The organism is Nocardia sp. NPDC056064 (assembly GCF_042266925.1).
Classification (GTDB): domain Bacteria; phylum Actinomycetota; class Actinomycetes; order Mycobacteriales; family Mycobacteriaceae; genus Nocardia.
The window spans coordinates 2006008-2023749 of the sequence record NZ_JBHJWO010000001.1; the positions used below are offsets into that span (position 1 = coordinate 2006008).

14 protein-coding genes are annotated in these 17742 nt (G+C 70.3%); 2 read left to right on the forward strand and 12 right to left on the reverse strand.

The genetic code is table 11. The features are described 5' to 3' along the window. Positions 1-11 precede the first annotated feature (11 nt). The 10 genes from smc to ACFC06_RS09275 form a co-directional block, all read right to left on the reverse strand. Positions 12-3650: a chromosome segregation protein SMC gene (smc, locus tag ACFC06_RS09230; protein ID WP_375929268.1), complete on the reverse strand. Its 3639-nt coding sequence runs from the start codon at positions 3648-3650 to the stop codon at positions 12-14. Positions 3651-3819: 169 nt separating this feature from the next. After that, positions 3820-4323 carry a DUF1707 domain-containing protein gene (locus ACFC06_RS09235; protein WP_375929269.1) on the reverse strand — a complete coding sequence of 168 codons (504 nt, stop codon included), beginning with the start codon at positions 4321-4323 and terminating at the stop codon, positions 3820-3822. An 84-nt stretch (positions 4324-4407) separates the two neighbouring features. After that, positions 4408-4863, reverse strand: a complete 456-nt coding sequence (locus ACFC06_RS09240) for a DUF350 domain-containing protein (protein WP_278263832.1) — start codon at positions 4861-4863, stop codon at positions 4408-4410. 30 nt (positions 4864-4893) lie between these two features. Continuing rightward, positions 4894-6057 (reverse strand): glutathionylspermidine synthase family protein, encoded by a 1164-nt coding sequence (locus tag ACFC06_RS09245; protein WP_375929270.1) that lies wholly within the window; start codon positions 6055-6057, stop codon positions 4894-4896. After that, positions 6057-6593, reverse strand: a complete 537-nt coding sequence (locus ACFC06_RS09250; RefSeq protein ID WP_375935345.1) for a hypothetical protein — start codon at positions 6591-6593, stop codon at positions 6057-6059. Before ACFC06_RS09250 ends, ACFC06_RS09245 begins: the two co-directional genes overlap by 1 nt. A 184-nt stretch (positions 6594-6777) precedes the next feature. Continuing rightward, a complete protein-coding gene (locus tag ACFC06_RS09255; protein WP_375929271.1) occupies positions 6778-7071 on the reverse strand; it encodes an acylphosphatase in 294 nt (97 codons plus the stop codon). Next, positions 7068-7511, reverse strand: a complete 444-nt coding sequence (locus ACFC06_RS09260) for an OsmC family protein (protein WP_375929272.1) — start codon at positions 7509-7511, stop codon at positions 7068-7070. The genes ACFC06_RS09255 and ACFC06_RS09260 overlap by 4 nt, the downstream gene beginning before the upstream one ends. 93 nt (positions 7512-7604) lie before the next feature. Then, positions 7605-8345, reverse strand: coding sequence for a response regulator (locus ACFC06_RS09265; protein WP_375929273.1), 741 nt, complete (start codon positions 8343-8345; stop codon positions 7605-7607). Between the two features lie 4 nt (positions 8346-8349). After that, complete coding sequence (locus ACFC06_RS09270; RefSeq protein ID WP_375929274.1) at positions 8350-10872, reverse strand: ATP-binding protein; 2523 nt, start codon at positions 10870-10872, stop codon at positions 8350-8352. Continuing rightward, positions 10869-11033 (reverse strand): hypothetical protein, encoded by a 165-nt coding sequence (locus ACFC06_RS09275; protein ID WP_375929275.1) that lies wholly within the window; start codon positions 11031-11033, stop codon positions 10869-10871. Before ACFC06_RS09275 ends, ACFC06_RS09270 begins: the two co-directional genes overlap by 4 nt. A 469-nt stretch (positions 11034-11502) precedes the next feature. On the opposite strand from ACFC06_RS09275, the gene ACFC06_RS09280 reads away from it, so the two are divergent. Both ACFC06_RS09280 and ACFC06_RS09285 read left to right on the forward strand, forming a co-directional pair. Continuing rightward, the gene (locus ACFC06_RS09280; protein ID WP_375929276.1) at positions 11503-12321 is read left to right on the forward strand and encodes an FHA domain-containing protein; all 819 of its coding nucleotides are present in this window, start codon (positions 11503-11505) and stop codon (positions 12319-12321) included. Between the two features lie 66 nt (positions 12322-12387). Next, positions 12388-14262, forward strand: coding sequence for a protein kinase (locus tag ACFC06_RS09285; protein WP_375929277.1), 1875 nt, complete (start codon positions 12388-12390; stop codon positions 14260-14262). 120 nt (positions 14263-14382) lie between these two features. Here ACFC06_RS09285 and ACFC06_RS09290 read toward each other — a convergent pair whose 3' ends face one another. Together ACFC06_RS09290 and ACFC06_RS09295 are read right to left on the reverse strand one after the other, a co-directional pair. Further along, on the reverse strand, positions 14383-16524 hold the full coding sequence (locus ACFC06_RS09290) for a glycogen debranching N-terminal domain-containing protein (protein ID WP_375929278.1): 2142 nt from the start codon (positions 16522-16524) through the stop codon (positions 14383-14385). Next, positions 16521-17681, reverse strand: coding sequence for a glycosyltransferase family 4 protein (locus ACFC06_RS09295; protein ID WP_375929279.1), 1161 nt, complete (start codon positions 17679-17681; stop codon positions 16521-16523). Before ACFC06_RS09295 ends, ACFC06_RS09290 begins: the two co-directional genes overlap by 4 nt. Positions 17682-17742 lie beyond the last annotated feature (61 nt).

The following is a 17742-nucleotide window of genomic DNA, read 5'->3' on the forward strand; positions in this document are numbered from 1 at the left end:
GGGGGCGCCGGCTAGCTCGCCGGTGCCCCCACCGATTCCGCCTGCGCCGCCGGGGCCGTGTCGACCCGGTTGAGCCGCTGCGAGATGACCTGGGTGATGCCGTCGCCGCGCATGCTCACGCCGTAGAGCGCGTCGGCGATCTCCATGGTCGGCTTCTGGTGGGTGATCACGATCAGCTGGCTCTTCTCGCGCAGCTGCTCGAACAGGCCGATCAGGCGGCGCAGGTTGGTGTCGTCCAGGGCCGCCTCGACCTCGTCCATCACGTAGAACGGGGACGGACGGGCCCGGAAGATCGCGACCAGCAGCGCCACCGCGGTCAGCGACTTCTCGCCGCCGGACAGCAGCGAGAGCCGCTTGACCTTCTTGCCCGGCGGCCGCGCCTCGACCTCGATGCCGGTGGTGAGCATGTCGGAGGGGTCGGTGAGCACCAGCCTGCCCTCGCCCCCGGGGAACAGCTTGGCGAAGACGCCGACGAATTCGCGTTCCACATCGGCGTAGGCCTCGGTGAACACCTGCAGGATGCGCGCGTCGACCTCGGCGACCACGTCGAGCAGGTCCTTGCGCGCGTTCTTGACGTCCTCGAGCTGGGTGGCCAGGAAGTTGTAGCGCTCCTCGAGCGCGGCGAACTCCTCGAGGGCCAGCGGGTTCACCTTGCCGAGCGTGGTGAGGTCCTTCTCGGCGCGCTTGGCCCGGCGCTCCTGGGTGGCCCGGTCGTAGGGCATCGGCTGGGGCGCGCTGACCTGTTCGCCGCGTTCCTTGGCGTCCTCGTACTCCTGCAGCTCGAGCGCCGAAGGCGGCAGCGGAACGTCGGGGCCGTACTCGGCGACCAGGTCGGCCAGGGCGATGCCGAACTGTTCGGCGATGGTGGTCTCGAGCTGTTCGATCCGCAGGGCGGCCTGGGCCTTGGCGACCTCGTCGCGGTGCACCGCGTCGGTGAGCTGGGCGAGCTGGGTGGTGAGCACCCGCGCGCGTTCCTTCACCTGTTCGAGCGCGGCGGCGCACTCCCCGCGCCTGCGCACCAGTTCGTCGCGGCGCGCGGCCGCGGTGGCGACCACCTGCTCGAGTTCGTGGGCGATCTTCGCGCCGGACTCGGCGACCGCGGCCGCCACGGCGGCGGCGCGGCGGCGCGCGGCCTGGGCGCGTTCGGCGCGGGCCCGTGCCTCCCGTTCGGCGCGGGCGGCCCGGCGCAGCGAATCCGCCTTGCCGCGTACCGATTCCGCGCGCTCCTCGGCGGTGCGCACCGTCAGCCGGGCCTCGACCTCCATGGTGCGGGCCTCGGCCAGCGCGGCGGCGGCCTCCTCACGGGCGCGCCCGGCGGTCTCGGTGCTCGCGGCACCGAAGCTGTCGTCGTCGCCGTCGTGTTCGATCTCGGCGTGGCGCAGCCGGTCCTCGAGCTCGGCGAGGGAGGCCAGGGACTTCTCCCTTGCGGCCTCGGCCTCGGCGCGCTGCCCGGCCAGCCGCTCCCCCTCGGTCTGGGCGGCGCGCGCGCTCTGGCCGACGCGGGCGAGCCGGTCGTAGATGGCCAGCAGCGCCTGGTCGGATTCGTGCAGCGCCATCAGGGCGTGGTCGGCCGATTCCTTGCGGTCGGTCTGTTCGGCCAGCGCGCCGGCCAGCGCGGCCTCCAGTTCCTCGGCGCGGCGCTGCGCGGCGGCCAGTTCGGCGGTGGCGGCATCGATCTCGGCCTGCACCTCGAGCTGGCTGGGCATCCGCTCCGAACCGCCGACGATCCAGCCCGAACCGGCCAGGTCGCCGTCGCGGGTGACCACCCGCAGTTCCGGGCGCTGGGCGACGAGGGCGGTGGCGGCGGCCAGGTCGTCGACGACCGCGACCCCGGCGGTGAGCGCGGCGAGGGCCGGACGCACCTGGTCGGCGCCGTCGAGGACCTCGGCCAGCCAGGTCGCGCCCGCGGGCAGCGCACCGGGCGTGGCGGGCACCACGCCCTCGGTCGCGAAGACGAAGGCCACCCGGCCGCCGTCGCCGGAGCGCAGTTCGCGCACGGCCGCGTCGGCGGCGGTGGCGGTCTCGGCGGTGACGGCGTCGGCGAGCGGCCCGAGCAGCGCGGCGACCGCTGCCTCGAACCCGGCCCGCACCCGCAGCTCGCCCGACAACCGGCCACCGAGCCCGGTGACCCCGTGTTCGAGCAACCAGGCCGCGCCGTCCTTGCGGGCCAGGTTCATCCCGAGCGCCTCGATGCGGGCACCGAGCCGGGCGACCAGTTTGCTCGCCTCCCGGTCCTGTTCGCGCAGTTCCCGCACGCGTTCGTCGGCCAGCTCCAGGGCGGCGACCGCGTGCTCGTGCTGGGCGTCGAGGCCCTTCTCCCCCGCGTCCAGGTCGCCGAGCTCGTCCTGCACGGCGTCGTATTCGACCTGGGCGGTCTCGCCGCGGTGGCGCGCGTCGGCGATGGCGACCGACAGGCGGGCGATCTCGGCGTCGACCGACTGGGCCCGGGTGCGCAGGGTGTCGACCTGCCCGGCCAGCCGGGCCAGGCCCTCGCGCCGGTCGGCGATGGCGCGCACGGCGGCCAGATGCGCCTGTTCGGCGGCCTTGGCAGCCTGCTCGCGATCGGCCAGCGCCTCGCGGGCGGCGTCCAGGGTCTCGGCGGCCATCTCCACCGCGTAGCGCAGTTCGGCTTCCTCGGCCTCGATGCGGTCGGCTTCGGCCTCGAGCTGTTCAGGGTCGCGGCCCGTGCCGACCGGGGTCTCGGTGTCGAGGTGGCGAGCCCGGTCACCGGCGATGCGGATGGTGGCGTTGACCCGCTCGGCCAGCGCGGAGAGCTGGAACCAGGTCTGCGCGGCGGCATCGGCGCTGGGGCTCAGCTTCGACAGCTGGAACTCCTGCTGAGCCAGCGCGGCATTGGCGGCGTCGAGCTCGGACTGCACGGTGATCTGCTGCTCGCGGGCGTAGGCCTCCTTGCTGAGCTGGGATTCCAGCTCGCCGCGGCGGGTGACCAGATCGTCGGCGGCCAGCCGCAGCCGCGCGTCCCGCAGGTCGGCCTGCACGGTCTGCGCGCGCCTGGCCACCTCGGCCTGCCTGCTCAGCGGCTTGAGCTGACGGCGCAGCTCGGTGGTGAGGTCGGTGAGCCGGGCGAGATTGGCCTGCATCGCGTCGAGCTTGCGGACCGCCTTCTCCTTGCGCCTGCGGTGCTTGAGCACACCCGCGGCCTCCTCGACGAAGGCACGCCGGTCCTCCGGCCGCGACTCCAGGATCGCCGAGAGCTGCCCCTGCCCCACGATGACGTGCATCTCGCGCCCGATCCCGGAGTCCGACAGCAGTTCCTGCACGTCCATCAACCGGCAGCTGCTGCCGTTGATCTCGTACTCGCCCGCGCCGTCGCGGAACATGCGCCGGGTGATCGACACCTCGGCGTAGTCGATCGGCAGCGCGCCGTCGGAGTTGTCGATGGTCAGCGTCACCTCGGCGCGCCCGAGCGGGGCCCGCCCGCTGGTCCCGGCGAAGATGACGTCCTGCATCTTGCCGCCCCGCAACGCCTTGGCACCCTGCTCACCCATCACCCAGGTGAGCGCGTCCACGACATTGGACTTCCCGGACCCGTTTGGCCCGACGACACAGGTGATGCCCGGTTCGAAGCGCAGGGTGGTCGCGGACGCGAAGGACTTGAACCCCTTCAACGTCAGGCTCTTCAGGTGCAAGCTGTGCCCCTCTCCGCGAATCGGGCCGGACCTGGGCGCGGGCAGGACAGAACACGCGGTCGGCGATGGTCGGGTCGCGCCGGTCAGCCGGTCGATGACCCGTGTGCTCGCGTGAGCCTAACCGAAGACGGCGACACCACCGTCCCACCAGGCTGCGATTCGGCCCGGCTCAGTGCGGATCGCGCGGACCGAGGTGTTTGCCGTGGGGGTCCAGGTGGTTCCTGTGCTTCTGCATCTGGCGCAGGTGGGTCTGGGTGCCGGGGGTGGCTTCCCAGCCGGTGATGACGCGGAAGAGCAGGACCGCGCCCCACGGGCCGATGACCCACATGGGCCAGAAGTAGGTGAGTTCGCCCGCGGTCAGGCTGATCAGGCCCCAGATGACGAGCACGATGACGCTGACGCCGAGCCAGCTGCCCGCCTCGATGCGCTGCCAGACCGGAAGCCGTTTGGCGGGGCGGGGCGCCGGGGCGGTGGCGTCGGGCTGGGACGCCAGTGGGGGCAGGTCGGACAGGACGACGGCGAGCTGGTCGCGCGTGGTCGTCTCGTACACCTTGGCGACGCGCTGGTCGTACTCGGCGAGGTCGAGGCGGCCGTCGGCGAGGTGGGTGCCCAGCTGGGCGACGATCGCGTTGCGTTCGGCGTCGGACGCGCGTGTACCCGGGCTGATATCCATGCCGACGTCCTCTCGGTCACCCTCACAGTGGTCTGCTGGTGTCCAGCGTCCACCCTCCACTGTGCGATGTCAACCCGGGCCAGGTCAGAGGATCGCGAAGGCCACCACGAGGCCCAGCGCGAAGTGCGCGGCGGCGACCACCAGGACCTCGGGGGTGTAGGTGTCGGCGTGCAGGGTGCGGCCGATGTCGATGCCGGTGACCTTCTCGATGATGCGCACCGAGACCACCTGCGCGATGATGCCGACCAGGCCGTACACCACGGCCGCGATCAGTCCCTCGGTCAGCTTGTTGACGCCACCGGTGGCCAGCACCGCGAACACCACGATGAACGCCATGCTGATCATGCCCGCGGCGGAGACGATGAGCGCGTTCGGCTTGCCGCCGACGACCAGGTCGCGCAGCTTGCCCGGGGTGGTCAGGTCGATGGCGAAGAAGCCGATCAGCATCAGGGCCAGGCCGATCAGGCAGTACAGGATGATGGCGCCGACGCCTTCACCGAGTGCACTCCAATAACCCGATTCCAGGGCGAGGGCGGTCATCGTGGTCCTTTCGAAACAAGTGGTGTGTGGTCAGTCGACGATGCGGTGCGGGACGAAGGCCGCGCCGTCATCGGTGATCAGGCCCGCGGTCTCGCGGATGCCGAGGCCCGCCGCGGTGTCGCCGACGACCCAGGCGCCCAGCACCGGGCGCATCCCGTCGAACTCCGGCAGCGGGTCGAGCAGCTGGTAGACGAAACCCTCGTGGCCGTAGACACCGCCGGTCGCGGTCTCCATCCCGGCACCGACGATGGTCATGTTCGCGCCTTCGCGGCCCAGCTTGGGCTTGCGGATGTACTCGGTGAGCTCGTGCGGGTCGTCCAGGTAGGCGGGCAGCAGATTGGGATGGCCCGGATACATCTCCCACAGGATCGCCAGGATGGCCTTGTTGCTCAGCAGTGTCGTCCACAGCGGCTCGACCCAGGCGGTGGCGGGCAGGCTCGCCACGACCCGCTTGCCGAAATCGTCGTCGAGGATCCACTCCCACGGGTACAGCTTGAAGACCGCCTCGATCGGCGCCTCGGCCAGATCCACGAAGCGGTTCAGCTCGATGTCGAAGCCGACCTCCTCGATCGGCAGCGCGACGGTGTCGAACCCGGCCTCGGCCGCGGTCTCCTGCATGTACGCGGTGGTGACATTGTCCTCGCCGGTGGCGTCGGCCCCCGACCAGGTGAAGTGCAGTTCGCTGCCCGGCAGCACCCCGCGCAACTCGGTCCAGCGCTCCACCAGCTTCTCGTGCAGCGAATTCCACTGGTCGCCACCGGGATACACCTGCTGGAGCCAGTGCCACTGGATGATGGCGGCCTCGAGCAGCGAGGTGGGGGTGTCGGCGTTGTACTCGAGCAGTTTGGCCGGGCGCCGCGCGTCGTAGCGCAGATCGAAGCGGCCGTAGACGTACGGGTCGCTGCGACGCCAGGATTCGGTGATCGGGCCCCAGCTCCATTCCGGCAGACCGAAATCGGCGAACCGCTCGGTGAGCACCACGTGCTCGGCCGCGTGCAGGCACATCGACTGCAGCAGTTCCACATCGGCTTCCAGCGCGAGGATCTCGTCCATCGAGAACTCGTAGTGCACCGATTCGTCCCAGTACGGCCGCGGCTGACCGCTGGCGTCGCGGCCCGGCGCGCCGTAGACCAGGCCCTGACTCTCGATGATCTGCTGCCAGCCCGGCCGGGGCGTACTCCTCGTGCGCCGCATCAGGATCCGCTCCCGCCGGTGGACTTGCTACCCAGGCCACCGCGCTGAATGGTGGTGCCGGACTTGGTCTTGATCTCGGCGTTGCGCGGTTTCACCGAGCTGCCGCCGGTGGGCGGCTTGCCGATGGTGGGGGTGCCGCCGTAGTGGTAGCGGTACTGCGGCCAGCCCAGCAGGATCAGGCTGCCGCCGCCCCCGTGACTGGTGTCGCTGCGGAAGTTGGTCTTGCCGTCACCGCAGTACTCGTCGGCGACGACGACCTCGTTGCCGTTCTCGTCGACCTGCACGCACGACGCGGTGACCTGGTCCGGCGCGGTGACCGCCCGGTAGGCCAGGTATCCACCGCCGACCAGCGCGGCGACGCCGACCACGGCGATCCCGCCCATCATCACGCGTTTCCTGGTGCGCCGCTTGGCCTCCTCGGCCTCGGCGGCGGCGCGCTGGGCCTGTTCGGCCTGCTTGCGTGCCTTGTCCCTGGCGCGCGCCTCGGCGACGGTCGGCGGACGCGGCTGGGTGGTGCCCGCCTCCTGGCGTTCCATCCGGCCGGGCCGGGACTGCTCACCGGCGGGCGGCTCGGGGGGCTGCTGCGGCATCGGCGGCCAGCCCGCGCCCGGGTCGGGTGGTGACCAGGGTGACTGTCCGGACTCGCCGTCGCCGGGCCGATCGGGCGGACCAGGGTTCTGTGTGCTCACCGCTGCCGCCCCCTTGCCCCCGAAGTCACCACTAGCGCTCCTCGAATCCCGTCATGTCGCCCCGCGCGGGCTCCCAGCTTTCCACAACCAGGTCCACCCGGCCAGGCGGTCCGGCCGCCACTGCGCCGGACCGTAGCAGCTCCAGCAGTTTCGCGCCCGCCGTTCGGGGGCCTTCGGCGACCACGTGCACCCGCCCGTCGCGGTGGTTGCGCGCGTAGCCGACCAGGCCGAGTTCCAGTGCGCGCGAACGGGTCCACCAGCGGAAACCCACGCCCTGGACCTGTCCGTGGACCCAGGCGCTGAGCCGGACCGGCGCCTCGCTCATGCGTCGATGTCGAAGTTCAGGCTCACCTTGGCGCCGGCCTTGATCGTGCGGCCCACGGTGCACACCTTGTCCACGGCGCGCTGCACGGTGACCAGCAGCCGCTCGCGGGCGGCCTCGTCGAGCTCGGACAGGTCCAGCTCCATGATCTCGTCGAGCTGCGGGTACACCTCGTTCTCGCGGTCGGCGTCACCGGAGACCCGGATGGTGGCGTCGAAGTCGTCGCCGAGGCGGCGCGACAGCGGCAGATCCGAGCTCAGTCCGGTGCAGGCGGCGAGCGCGATCTTCAGCAGCTCGCCGGGGGTGAAGGCGCCCTCGACGCCCTGCGAGGCGATCAGCACCTCGGCGCCGCGCGAGCTGCGCCCGGTGTAGGCGCGGGTCCCGGTGCGTTCGACCCACAGCTCGGTCGGTGCGGTGGTCACGGGTGCGTTCTGCTCAGCCATAGTCGTTGATCCTGCCATTCGCCTCGACAACGATGCACGCCTGGCAACATCCGCGCCGGTCGCGGCATTCCGGCGCGGTGACCCGGCCCACTGTCACTCCTGGAAGCGATACCCCATCCCGGCCTCGGTGAGCAGGTGGCGCGGGTTGGCCGGGTCGTCCTCGAGTTTGCGGCGCAACTGCGCGAGATAGACCCGCAGATAATGGGTTTCGGTGACATAGGCGGGCCCCCACACCTCGCGCAGGAGTTCCTTGCGGCCCACCAGTTTCCCGCGATGACGCACCAGCATCTCGAGCATGCCCCACTCCGTCGGGGTCAGGTGCACCGGCGTGCCGTGCTTGGTGACCCGTTTGGCGACCAGATCGACGGTGAACGACGCCGTCTCCACCACCGGATCGGCGTCGTCGGCGGCGGTGGCGCCGCGCCGGATCGCCGCGCGCAGCCGGGCCAGCAGCTCGTCCATGCCGAAGGGCTTGGTGACATAGTCGTCGGCGCCGGCGTCGAGGGCTTCGACCTTGTCGGCGGAGTCGGTGCGCGCCGAGAGCACCAGCACCGGCGCCGAGGTCCAGCCGCGCAGCCCGGCCAGTACCTCGATGCCGTCCATGTCGGGCAGGCCGAGGTCGAGCACGACCACGTCGGGGTGTTTCTCGGCGGCGGCGCGCAGCGCGGCGGCGCCGGTCCCGGCCGTGATCACCTCGTACCCGCGCACCGACAGGTTGATCCGCAGCGCGCGCACGATCTGCGGCTCGTCGTCGACGACGAGCACGATCGCGCGCGGGATCCGGTCGGAGTCCGTCGCGCGGGGGCTCGATGGTTCGGGAGGCGGGTTGCCCATGGACTCACTTTCCTCGCGGGTCGGCGGTTGGTGCCTCGGCCCGCGCTCCCGAGGGTAGGTCGACGAGCATCGTCAGACCGCCGCCCGGGGTCGGTTCGGCGTGGACCGTGCCGCCCATGGCTTCGACGAATCCGCGCACCACCGACAGGCCGAGGCCGACGCCGGTGGTGTTGTCGTGGTCGCCGAGGCGCTGGAACGGTTCGAAGAGCTGTTCCTCGGTGCCCGCGGGCACGCCGGGCCCCCGGTCGACCACCGCGATCGACACCCGGTCGCCGTGCTGCTCGGCGGTCACCCGCACCGGCGTCGCGGGGCCGGAGTGGCGCAGCGCGTTGTCGAGCAGATTGGCCAGCACCCGTTCGAGCAGTCCCGGGTCGGCGGGTACGGAGACCTCACCGACCTCCACGCGCACCCGGTCCCTGGCCGCCCGGCGCGGCCCGCGCGCCCCCATCCCCACGCTGACCAGCGCGCGGTGCACGGCCTCGTCCAGATACACGCGCTGCGTCCGTGGCGTGACCGCACCGACGGTGAGCCGCGAGGAGTCGAGCAGATTGCCCACCAGCGTGGTGAGCTGATCGACCGATTCCTCGATGGCCTCGAGCAGTTCGCCGGTGTCCTCGGCCGAGAACTCGATGTCGTCGCTGCGCAGGCTCGACACGGCGGCCTTGGCCCCGGCCAGCGGGGTGCGCAGATCGTGGCTGACCGCCGAGAGCAGCGCCCGGCGCAACCGGTCGGCCTCGAGCAGCGCCGCCGCGGCGCTCGCCTCCTCGGCCAGTTCGGCCTGGCGCACCAGCCCGACCGCCTGATTGGTGACCGCGTTGAGCACCGGCCGGTCGGCCGCGTCGATCGACCGGCCCGCCAGCAGCAGACAGCTGTGCGCGTCACCGGCCTCGATGACGGTCTGCGCCCCGGCCCGATCCGCCGGTGGGTCGCTGCCCACCGCGGCGACGATCCGCCCACCGCCGCACAGGCTCACCGCCCGCTGACCGTAGGTCTCGCGGACCTGTTCGAGCAGCCTGGGCAGGTCGGCGCCGTGCAGGACCGACCCGGCGAACAGCGTCAGCAACTCGGCCTCCCTGGAGGCCTTGCGCGCCTGCCGCGACCGTGCGGCGGCCACGTCCACCAGCGCCGCCACCGCCACCGCGACGATGAGCAGCACCACCACGGTGACGAAATTGTCCGGCTCGGCGATGGTGAAGCTGAAGCGTGGCGCGGTGAAATACCAGTTCAGCAGCAACCCCGACAGCAGCGCCGACAACCCCGCGGGCACCACGCCGCCGAACAACGCCACCGCGACGACGCCGACGAAGAACAGGGCGCTGAGCCCGCCCAGCTGCAGCCAGCGATCGAGCAGCAGCCCACACAGCAGGCTGACCAGCACCGGCACCAGCACCGCGGCCGACCACGCGAACACCGGTCGGCGCGGGCGCAGCCGATGCCTGCGCACCCCGCCGTCGGCCTCCTCGTGGGTCACCATGTGCACATCGATGCGGCCCGAGCGCTGCACCACGGTGGCGCCGATGCCCTCGTCGAGAATCCGCGCCCAGCGCGAACGCCGGGAGGTGCCCAGCACCAGCTGGGTGGCGTCGACCTCGCGGGCGAAATCGAGCAGCGCGGTGGGCACGTCGGCGCCGGTGACGGTGTGCAGCGAGGCGCCGAGCCCGGCGGCGAGGGCACGCAGCGTCGCCATCCGTTCGGTGGACACCCCGGCCAGCCCGTCACCGCGCACCACGTGCACCACGACCAGCTCCGCACTGGATTTCGAGGCGATCCGCCCGGCCCGGCGCACCACCGTCTCCGATTCGCGGCCGCCGGTCACCGCGACGACGACACGTTCGCGTGCCTCCCACAGGTCGGTGATCCGGTGCTCGGCCCGGTATTTCGCCAGTGCGGCGTCGACCTGGTCGGCCAGCCACAGCAGCGCCAGCTCGCGCAGCGCCGTCAGATTGCCGGGGCGGAAGTAGTTGCGCAGCGCCGCGTCGATCTTGTCGGCGGCGTAGACATTGCCGTGGGAGAGCCTGCGCCGCAACGCCTCCGGCGTGAGGTCGACCAGTTCCACCTGGTCGGCGGCGCGCACCACCGCGTCCGGCACGGTCTCGCGCTGCTCGATGCCGGTGATCCGCGCGACCACGTCGTTGAGGCTCTCCAGGTGCTGCACATTCACCGTCGAGATGACGTCGATGCCCGCGTCGAGCAGCTGTTCGACATCCTGCCAGCGCTTCTCGTTGGCGCTGCTCGGCGCGTTGGTGTGCGCCAGTTCGTCGACCAGCACCACCGCGGGCCTGCGGGCCAGCACCGCATCGACGTCGAGTTCGGGCAGTTCGGTGCCCCGGTAGCCGACGATCTTCGGCGCGATCCGCTCGATGCCGTCGAGCAGCTCGGCGGTCTTCTCGCGGCCGTGGGTCTCCACCACGGCCGCCACCACGTCGCGGCCGCGTTCCAGCCGCCGGTGCGCCTCGCCGAGCATGGCGTAGGTCTTCCCCACGCCCGGCGCCGCACCCAGGTAGATGCGCAGTTGTCCGCGTTTCACCGGTCCATCATCGCGGGTAGGCGCGGCGGAACCGGCGCACGCACCGGCAACACACCAACGGTCACCATCGGCGAGTGCGAAGCGTTCAGCCGGTTCAGCACCCGGAGCAGCAGCAGTGATCCGACGAAACCGAGGATCACCGCGACAGTCACTACAGACACCGCGATCTCACTTTCCGTGCGCACAGGGACAGCCGGCGAACTCGCCTGCCGCCGGACCATTGTGGTCCCGCCGAGCCGCCCTGAACTCGATCTTTACGGTGCCTTGACGGTTATCCGCCCCGCATTGACAACATCCACACGCCGCACCCTTGCGCAGCCGGATCGTCGACGGCATCTCGGCCGCGGGCGGTACACCGCTGCGTGTGCACGCGCTCGAAGGTCGCCCGGGTGGCGCGCGCCCGCGGCATCACCGCCGACCAGCTCGGCGACCTGGTGGCCGCACGCTCAGTTTCCCCGGCGAGCCACGGGTGAACGTCGTCGAGCTCGATCTCGCATCGGACGAACGCTTCCCGTTCCGGAGCTGACCGCGCCCGACGGACCGCGGTGTGGTTTCGATGTCCGATTTGCGTGGGGTGACGGGGGTGCTCCGATACCGTTCGGGCGGCGGTTTCGACGGAAGGATGATGCGATGGCCGACGACGGTTTCGTGCCGCAGGTGTTGTCGAGCTCGATGCGGAGCTTGTCGGGTGGCGTTCCACCCGCGCCGCTGGGCACGATCTTCGCGCTGGGGACCGACGGCGGTTATGCCGTCCCGCCGCGGGAGTTCCGGCTGTACTTCGGCCGATCCCGAGACGACGTCCATGTCCCCATCGGGGTCGGTGACGAGCGGGTCAGCCGTAGACACGGTGTCTTCGAGTACGACGGACAGCAGTGGCGGGTGAGCAATCTGGGACAGCTGCCGATCGAGTTCCCCGGCGAAGGGCTGCTGCTGAATGGCCAGCAGCGTGCCGTCGCACCCGGGTACACACCGATGTTCATCGGATCCAGGAAGGACCGGCCGCACCTGCTGGAGGTTCATGTGGTCCGCGCCCATACCGAGAATTCCATCGAACGACAGCACAGCCGCACAGTGCCTCCGAAGGCGTATCCCTTGAGCTCGGACGAAAAATTGGTGCTTACCGCACTCGCCCAACGGTATCTGCGCCAGGAACGCTATCCGCAGCCGCTGTCGTGGCGGCAGGTGGCCGAAGAGCTGAACAGCGGCCCGGACGAGCGGCTGTGGTCGCCCAGGACTGTGGCCTACATCGTCGGCGTGGTGCGGGAGCGGCTGTCGATGGCCGCTGATCCGGTCGAGGGGATCCGGATCGAGGACGGAATCGGCGAACCTGTCGGAAATACCTTGAACCACAATCTCATACAGGCATTGCTACGATCTGCGACACTGGCACCGGCAGATCTCCAGAGGCTCGGCAGCGCCCTCGACGACGACCCGGCCGTGCCGGTGTGACGGTAGCTCGACGAAATCTCCACGACGGCGACGAGATCCGCCTCGGCGACACAGAGGTGCGAGAAAATGGCCCTGCGACCAGGGGACACCTTCGCCGGATACATCATCGAAGGCATTCTCGGCGTCGGCGGCATGGGCATCGTCTATCTGGCCCTGCACCCCCGGCTCAGCAAGCGCCGCGTCGCGTTGAAGGTTCTCGCCGACGTCCTCGCCGGTAATGCGGACGCCCGTCGCGCTTTCGACCGGGAGGCGGAGTTGGTGGCCGATCTCCGGCACCCCAACATTGTCACCATCTACGACCGCAGCAAGCCCGGCGAACCGGAATTGTGGCTATCGATGGGCCTTGTCCCCGGCGGCGATGTCAAGGCGCTGCTCGCTGATTCGCCGCGGGGATTGGCACCCGAATTGGTGCTGCGACTGCTGTCCGATGCTGCCGAGGCACTGGACTACGCCCATTCCCAGGGAATCCTGCACCGCGATGTCAAACCGGCGAACCTGCTGATCGAACCGGCGCCCCGCGGTGGGTTGCGTGCTGTGCTAGGCGATTTCGGTATCGCGCGCGCGCTCGACGCGACAGCGACGGCCTCGGCGATCGCGGTGACCTTCGCCTATGCGGCGCCCGAGAGGTTCCTGGGCAGCGAGGTCGATCACCGGGCGGATGTCTATTCCCTGGGCTGCACTCTTCATGAACTTCTCACCGGGCAGACTCCGTACCCGCTCGATACCCAGGCCGCGGTCATGGGCGCGCACCTTCGCGCCGACCCGCCGTCACCACATGCCCTCCGGCCGGACCTTCCCGCGGCACTCGATGCCGTCATCGCGAAGGCCCTGGCCAAGGATCCCGACGATCGATACGTGAGCTGCGCCGAACTCGTCGAGGCGACACGACGATCACTCACGGACGTGGCCGATCAGCCCGGATCCGGCGGTACCTCCGCCCCTCCGGCTGCGCCCACGGCCACTGCACCGAAACCTCCCGCGACAGGTACGACGCGGGTGCCCGCGGAGACAGCGACAAAGAGGTGGGTTCCCGCTTCGTGGCCGGATGCCGACAATGCCCACCGGTCACCGACCGAACGGGCTCAGTCGATCACGACAGGTAGCGCGGGTGAGCACTCCGCATCGTCCCCTCCCACCTCGGGCATGAGGTCGGCAGGCGCTCAAAACAGCGGAGTTCGCCGGAGCACGCTGCCCGCGAAGTCCCCGATACGCCACCGATTGACGGAACCGATGCTGCCAGGGCTGAGCGATCGGCAGATCAAACTCGGACAAAGGTGGGAGGTGGGCTTTGTGGTCCTCCTGGTCTTGCCTCTCGTGGCCATGGGCATATGGGCGAACGGCAGGAGCGGCGTCGATGGCGCGACACCCAGTGCGTACAGGACGACCCAGGCATTGGACGAGCAGGCCGCCTACACTCGAACGGCGTCGCCGAGTATGACACCGGCGGAGCGCAGCAGCTCGGATGCCACCACCACGACCCGCCGACCCACCACATCGGCATCGGCGACCTCGGCCATCGACCGGAGCACGGCGGTGACAACGACAGTACCGGTGGGGCGGTCGCGACCGCGCGCGTTGGTGGGTGACTGCATTGCGTTGAACGCCACCGGGAATCTGACGCGCGCCGGTTCCGACTGCGAGAACGGAGACCGCCCCTACAAGGTCAAGGCGATATTGCATCCAGACAACCCCGACTGGGAATGCCCGAATTCGAAAGATGGCTTCATTGTCGATGAGGATTACGGCCTGTGCCTCACCGTCTTTATGGTCGCCAACTATTGTTACCGCCTGACCGACCCCGCTGGTCCTGTCCTCCCGGCGTCGTGCTCGCCCGGAAACTTCGTTGCCCTGCGAACCACACGATCGGTGTCCGGATGCGGCGGACATGCCTCCTTGTCATTCCACGGGGGCTCGACCACCTATTGCATCCGATATCTCTGACGGCCATCGCGGCGAACGTCGTCGAGCTCGATCTCGCCCTGGACGACCGTTTCCCGGTCCTGAATTGACCGGGTCGGGGCCGGATGCGAGCGAGAGATCCGGCCCCGATCCTGCTGTGTGCTAACGGTTTTCGTCGGTGATCAACGCCCACCCCTCGGGCAGACCCGTCACCGTCACCGCCGACCCGCAGACCTCGAGATCCACCGTCGCCTCGCCGAGCCGGAACTCCGAGAGCCGTACGCAGCCCCATGCCGCGGGCACCTGCGGTCGCACGGTCAGGGTGCGGCCCGGCACGTCGGGGTCGAGCCCGAGGAACGAGCGCACCAGCAGCAGCGGCGCCGCGCTGGCCCACGCCTGCGGCGAACACGAGGTGGGGTAGGGCACCGGCGCCTGGAATCTGGCCCGCGGGAAACCGCAGAACAGTTCCGGCAGCCTGCCGTCGAAGGCGGCCGCCGCGTCGAGCAGTCCGGCGGAGAGCTTGGTCGCGAGGGCGACAGCGCCTGGCACGTGCTGGTAGCGCATGAGCCCGGCGACCGCGATGGCCGTGTCGTGCGGCCAGATCGAGCCGCAGTGGTAGCTCATCGGGTTGTAGGCGCCCATGTTCGAGGCCAGTGTGCGCAGGCCGAAACCCGAATCCATGTCCGCGGTCGCCAGATTGCGGATCAGGATCTCGGCGTGCTCGTCGGTGGCGATGCCCGACCACAGGCAGTGCGCGGCATTGCTGGTGAGCGCGTCGATCTGGCGTTTGCTCCCGTCGAGCGCGACGGCGTACCAGCCGTAGTGCGGCAGCCAGAACTGCTCGGCGAACTTGGTGCGCAGTTCCGCGGCCCGCTCACGCATCCGGGTGGCCAGCACGGTGTCGTCGAAGGCGTCGGCCAGTTCGGCGCGGGCCAGATAGGCCGCGTAGACATAGCCCTGCACCTCGCACAGCGCGATGGGCGCCTGGGCGATGTGGCCCGCGGCGTCGTTGATCCCGTCGAAGCTGTCCTTCCAGCCCTGGTTGATCAGGCCGCGGTCGGTGGCGCGCACGTATTCGACGAAGCCGTCGTCGTCGCGGTCACCGAAGTCGGTGATCCAGCCGATGGCGGCGTCGGCGGCGGGCAGCAGCGTCGCGATCGACGCGGGTTCCGCGCCCCAGCGCAGACATTCGGCCAGCAGCATCACGAACAGCGGGGTGGCGTCGACGGTTCCGTAGTAGATCTGCCCGCCCAGCACCTGGCCCACGGCCGGGCCGCGGCGCATCTCGTGCATGATCCGGCCGGGCTCCTCCTCCACCAGCGGATCGACCGTCTGCCCTTGCAGTTCGGCCAGCTGTTGCAGGGTGCCCAGGGCCAGATCGGTTTCCAGCGGCAGCGACATCCAGGCCGTCAGCAGCGAATCGCGGCCGAACAGCGTCATGAACCAGGGCGCGCCCGCCGCGACGAAGGGCCTGCCGGTGCCGGAGTCGGTGTGGATCTGCAAGGCGCCCAGATCGCTCTCGCTGCGCCGCAGCACCCGGTTGAGCAGGCCGTAGTCGGCGCTGATGTCGGTGGCGGTGGCCCGCCAGGCCTGGATCTTGCGCACCGGTTCGCTGTCGCGGTAGCGCTCTTTGGGCGTGCCCTGGGTCTGCGGACGCTGCGCCGCCCCGGCGGGCGCGGCGGTGATCTCGGTCTGCCAGCGGCCGCCCGCGGGAACCACCACGCGCCAGATCATGGTGCCGGGCAACACCATCGGCTCGATGGAGGAGGTCAGCGCCAGGCCACGCGACAGGTCGGTGCGGTCGTGCAGCAGCAGTTCCCCGTCGGAGGTCGTCATCTCCGAGCGGTGACTGCCCATCCGGCCTTCCTTCACCGAGAACAGATCGACGAAATCGGCGTCGACATGCAGCTCGAGCACCACCGCCGTGGCCTCACGGCTCATGTTGTCCAGCGTGATCAGCTCGTGCATGCCGTCGGCGACGAGCCGGTCGCGCACCACCAGCAGGGTGCTGTCGGCCCGGCCCTGCTGCGGCGGCCTGCGCAGCACGAACCGCGCCGCGAAGGCCTCCGGGCTCAGCACCGACAGCGGCTCGGGCCGCTTGCCGTCGATCATCAACTCCCAGCGCGAGATCACCCGGGCATCCCGGAAGAACAGGCCCTGGGGCTTGCCCGGCTCGATGTCACCGAGCCGGTCGGACAGGCAGAACGTGCCACCTTCGACGAGGGTCACATTGCCCCCGCTGCCGCCGAGCCCCGCGGGTTCCCCCGCGTTGAGCGGGCTCGGCGACCCGTCGTCCTGACTCATCCGCGCCCGCCGGCCGCCCCGACCGGAACGGGCAGCGCGTAGCCGTCGCCGACGCCACCGATCGTGGTGCGCGCCAGCAGGTCGCGGTACACCTGCTCGTAGCCGCGCCCGAGGGTGTCGGCGCCGAAGTGGTCGACCACGTGGGCCCGGCAGGCGGCCGGGTCGTAGGTCGCGACTTCGGCGATGGCGGCGGGCAATTCGGCCGGATCGTCACAGATCCGCCCGGTGACCCCGTCGACCACCACCTCGCTCACCGCGCCACCGCGCAACGCCACCACGGGCGTGCCGCAGATCATCGCCTCGATCATCACCATGCCGAACGGCTCCTCCCAGCGGATGGGGAACAGCAGACACCGAGCTCCGGACAGGAGTTTACGCTTGGCCGCCGCGTCGGCGAGGCCGAACATCTGATCCGCGTCGGTCATCCGGGGGGCGACGAACTCCTCGTAGTAGGCCTTCTCCGGTGCCTCGCTGCACTTGCCCGCCAGGATCAGCGGGATGCCCGCCGCGTGGGCGGCGTCCAGCGCCAGGTGTGGGCCCTTGTCGGCGCTGAACCGGCCGAGGAACAGGGCGTAGTCCTGCTTTTCGGTCTGGTACGGCCACTGCTCGGGGCGCAGCGCGTTGTGTACCCGGCCCGCCCACGGCAGGTCCGGGGCCAGCGCGCGCTGGCGGTCGCTGATCGCCACCAGCGAGCACTCCTGGCCCAGTTCGCGGTAGTACCGGTAGCAGTCGTCCTGGACCGGGCCGTGCACGGTGACCACCGTGGGCAGGCCCAGATCGGCGTAGGCGGGCGCGTTGAGCGGACCGGCGAAGGTGTGGTCGTGGACCAGGTCCACCCCTTCGGTCTCGGCCAGGCGCTCGATCGCGCGGCGCACCCGCAGCGCGTGGACGATCTCGGGGAACGGATCACCCAGCCGCTCGGGCTGGATCCGGTCCCACAGCGGCACGAAGTTCGCCTTGGTTCCGGGCTCGCCCGCGCCGAACAGGGTGACGTGATGGCCGCGCTCACAGAGCGAATCGACCAGATCGGCGACTACGGCTTCGACGCCGCCGTAGGCCTTGGGGGGAACATCGAAATACGGGGGAACAACCATCGCGATACGCAGTGGATTCTCGAAGAACCCGGCCGGCGACATTGCCGACATGTCTGCACTCATGACCTTCCTTCCAGGGACACAACCTCGCAACACTTGCTTTGAACAAGAGATGGCCGGAATG

Excerpts from the sequence above, each read along its gene's own strand:
- ACFC06_RS09235 (WP_375929269.1), bottom strand. The coding sequence starts at position 4,323 with ATGGATATCAGCCCGGGTACACGCGCGTCCGACGCCGAACGCAACGCG.
- ACFC06_RS09240 (WP_278263832.1), bottom strand. The coding sequence starts at position 4,863 with ATGACCGCCCTCGCCCTGGAATCGGGTTATTGGAGTGCACTCGGTGAA.
- ACFC06_RS09245 (WP_375929270.1), bottom strand. The coding sequence starts at position 6,057 with ATGCGGCGCACGAGGAGTACGCCCCGGCCGGGCTGGCAGCAGATCATC.
- ACFC06_RS09250 (WP_375935345.1), bottom strand. The coding sequence starts at position 6,593 with ATGGAACGCCAGGAGGCGGGCACCACCCAGCCGCGTCCGCCGACCGTC.
- ACFC06_RS09255 (WP_375929271.1), bottom strand. The coding sequence starts at position 7,071 with ATGAGCGAGGCGCCGGTCCGGCTCAGCGCCTGGGTCCACGGACAGGTC.
- ACFC06_RS09260 (WP_375929272.1), bottom strand. The coding sequence starts at position 7,511 with ATGGCTGAGCAGAACGCACCCGTGACCACCGCACCGACCGAGCTGTGG.
- ACFC06_RS09265 (WP_375929273.1), bottom strand. The coding sequence starts at position 8,345 with ATGGGCAACCCGCCTCCCGAACCATCGAGCCCCCGCGCGACGGACTCC.
- ACFC06_RS09280 (WP_375929276.1), top strand. The coding sequence starts at position 11,503 with ATGGCCGACGACGGTTTCGTGCCGCAGGTGTTGTCGAGCTCGATGCGG.
- ACFC06_RS09285 (WP_375929277.1), top strand. The coding sequence starts at position 12,388 with ATGGCCCTGCGACCAGGGGACACCTTCGCCGGATACATCATCGAAGGC.
- ACFC06_RS09290 (WP_375929278.1), bottom strand. The coding sequence starts at position 16,524 with ATGAGTCAGGACGACGGGTCGCCGAGCCCGCTCAACGCGGGGGAACCC.
- ACFC06_RS09295 (WP_375929279.1), bottom strand. The coding sequence starts at position 17,681 with ATGAGTGCAGACATGTCGGCAATGTCGCCGGCCGGGTTCTTCGAGAAT.